The sequence below is a fragment of the Paraburkholderia ribeironis genome, from assembly GCF_900019265.1.
GTDB classification, from domain to species: domain Bacteria; phylum Pseudomonadota; class Gammaproteobacteria; order Burkholderiales; family Burkholderiaceae; genus Paraburkholderia; species Paraburkholderia ribeironis.
This window is the reverse complement of the sequence record NZ_CYGX02000085.1, coordinates 1-2,948: the sequence shown is the minus strand read 5'-3', so window position 1 is coordinate 2,948 and position 2,948 is coordinate 1. Positions and strand designations below refer to the sequence as shown.

Below are 2,948 nucleotides of genomic sequence, written 5' to 3'. Positions count from 1 at the left end.
GGGACGGTCAACGCGAACTGCACAGGCGCTCAGTGAGCATTTGGGTTGGGCTGAGATCCGCCATCCTTTTCATCCGCTCAAGGGCCAACGCTTTCCTGTCCTAAAGACCCGCCGCGTCTCGGGTACCGACACGCTGCTTCTGTGTGATGCAGAGCGTGGCAGCTTCAGCATTGCGCGCGAATGGACCAACTGGGGCACACCGTCCGTCCCCGACGACACCATCGGCCCCGTGTGTTATTTCGATCGACACATGTTGCTGGAGCTGACCGCGTTGATCGAACAGTTGGGCACCTCTCCTTCCAAGAGGTCGGGAGCGAAAGGAGCTTGATCAATGCGATTCTCTCGCCTAATATCAGACCAGTCTTTGACGTGGTCCGCCAATGGAAGATATTCCGTCGTCCACTTTACGCAGACGCCGCGCGCAATTGTTGAAGCAAATGCCGGCGCTGGAGACGCTTTTGCGCGGCTCGCTTATCGAGCGCTACAAACGCTGCGGCAAACCTGGCTGCAAGTGCGCCAACGGTCCCGGTCATGGTCCCAAGTACTACCTGTCTGTGAGCTTTCCCGGCCGTCGGCCGCAAATGGATTACGTCCCACAAGCCCAATACGCCGACGTCAGCGAACGCTTGACGAACTATCACCGGGCCCGAGAGATCATCGAGGAGATCTGCGAGATCAACCGCGAACTGTTGCGCCGCCGCGAGGCGCTCTGAGGGGCGCCGGTGAGCCAGTCGCCACTGTCGCTCGCCAACTTCATCGATCCGCAATCGGCCGGCGTACTCATCGCCAACATGCTCGAGGCCTGGCTCACCGCCGAGCCCGAGCTGGAGCTGACCGAGGAGGCCGTCGATGAACACCAAGATCACCCCCCAACATCAAAGCAAGCCGGCGTACATCTACATCCGCCAATCGACGCTCGCCCAGGTACGGCACCATCAGGAGAGCACCGAGCGTCAGTATGCGTTGCGCGACAAAGCGCTGGCACTGGGTTGGCCACAGACGGCGATCCGGGTCCTGGACCGCGACCTTGGTCAGTCGGGGGCACAGATGACGGGCCGCGAGGACTTCAAGACCCTCGTAGCGGACGTCTCGATGGGGAACGTGGGTGCTGTATTCGCACTGGAGGTTTCCCGCCTGGCACGCTCGAATCTGGACTGGCATCGCCTGCTCGAGTTGTGCGCGCTCACACATACCCTCGTGATCGATGCCGATGGTTGCTACGACGCGGGCGACTTCAACGACGGTCTGATACTGGGTCTCAAAGGTACGATGGCACAGGCGGAGCTGCATTTCTTGCGCGGGCGCCTCCAGGGCGGCAAACTTAACAAGGCGAAGAAAGGTGAGTTGCGCTTTCCACTGCCCGTTGGCTTGTGCTATGACGATGACGGTCGCATCGTCCTGGATCCCGATGACGAGGTACGCGGCGCCGTGCAGCTGGTGTTTCGTCTGTTTCAGGAAACCGGCAGCGCATACGCCGTCGTCAAGCGATTTTCCGAAGAGGGCCTGCGCTTTCCGAAGCGTGCCTATGGCGGTGCCTGGGCAGGCCGACTCATCTGGGGACGCCTGAGCCACGAACGCGTACTCGGCCTGATCAGGAATCCTTCCTATGCGGGTGACTATGTCTTTGGACGGTATCAGTATCGCCAGCGCATAACCGTGCAAGGAGAGATCCATAAGCGCGTGCAGCCGGTACCCAAGGCTGACTGGCGGGTCCATCTTCCCGACCATCACGAAGGGTATATCACCCCGGAAGAATTCGAACGCAACCAGGTACGGCTGGCGCGCAACCGGACCAACGGCGAAGGTACCGTGCTCAGCGGCGCGGCGCGAGAAGGTCTGGCGCTGCTTCAGGGGATGCTGATATGCGGCCGCTGTGGCCGGGCGCTGACCGTGCGGTATCAGAGTCACGGTGGCCTTTATCCACTGTACCTGTGCAGCAGGCGTCGTCGCGAGGGTCTGGCGACCACCGATTGCATGAGCATGCGCAGCAATCAGCTCGACAACGCGATTGGCGAGGCAGTACTCACCGCCCTACAGCCTGCCGAACTCGAGCTCGCGGTCACTGCCCTGAATGAACTCGAGCAGCGCGATCATGCCATCATGCGTCAGTGGCACATGCGCATCGAACGCGCCGAGTATGAAGTCGCACTCGCCGAACGCCGCTACCAGGAATGCGATCCGGCCAACCGTCTGGTCGCGGGTACCCTCGAGCGGCGCTGGAACGACGCGATGCTTCGGCTCGATGAGATCAAGACGCAAGCCACCGAATTCCAGAGCCAGAAGGCACACGTCGCCACATCCGACCAGAAGGCCCAGGTCCTCGCGCTGGCGCGCAATCTGCCGCGCCTGTGGCGTGCGCCGACGACTTCAGCGAAGGACCGCAAGCGCATGTTGCGGCTACTCATCCGGGACATCACGGTCGAGAAACGATCTGCCACGCGACAAGCCGTGCTGCATATCCGCTGGCAGGGCAGTGCATGCACCGATATCACCGTGGACCTGCCAAAGCCGGCTCCGGAAGCGAAGCGTTATCCCGCCGCGATCGTCGAGCAAGTGCGCAAACTGTCGCAGCGTCTGTCCGACCTGCAAATCGTTGCGCACCTCAATCAGGAAGGCTTGCGCAGCGCGACTGGCAAATCGTTCACGCTCTCCATGGTCAAATGGATACGCTACCGATACGAGATTGCGGCAACCAGCTTCAAACGGCCCGACGAGCTTACAGTACAGCAACTTGCTGACCGGCTTGGCATCAGTACACACATGGTGTATTACTGGATCGAGCGCCAGGTTGTCCAGGCCCGCAAGCTCGATGGACGCGGTCCCTGGTGGATCACGCTGGATCGCGCCAAAGAACAGCAACTGCAGCGTTGGATACGCACTTCAGGGCATCTCCAGCAGTAACATTCCAACACTCAACTGGCAGAGGTGCATTATGAAATCACCGTCGG

At 60.8% G+C, this 2,948-nt stretch carries 3 protein-coding genes; all 3 read left to right on the top strand.

The genetic code is table 11. From position 1 onward, the window contains the following. The coding region (locus BN2475_RS29280) for a Y4bD/Y4pK family protein (protein WP_245841666.1) at window positions 1–328 on the top strand (328 nt) is incomplete at its 5' end. Window positions 329–380: 52 nt separating this feature from the next. Then, complete coding sequence (locus tag BN2475_RS29275; protein WP_094782916.1) at window positions 381–713, top strand: DUF6788 family protein; 333 nt, start codon at window positions 381–383, stop codon at window positions 711–713. Window positions 714–849: 136 nt separating this feature from the next. Continuing rightward, entirely contained in the window at window positions 850–2,901 is a 2,052-nt protein-coding gene (locus tag BN2475_RS29270) for a recombinase family protein (RefSeq protein WP_094782915.1), read from the top strand. Window positions 2,902–2,948 lie beyond the last annotated feature (47 nt).

What these genes read in the sequence shown, in the direction of transcription:
- BN2475_RS29275 (WP_094782916.1), top strand. Translation starts at nt 381, where the DNA reads ATGGAAGATATTCCGTCGTCCACTTTACGCAGACGCCGCGCGCAATTG.
- BN2475_RS29270 (WP_094782915.1), top strand. Translation starts at nt 850, where the DNA reads ATGAACACCAAGATCACCCCCCAACATCAAAGCAAGCCGGCGTACATC.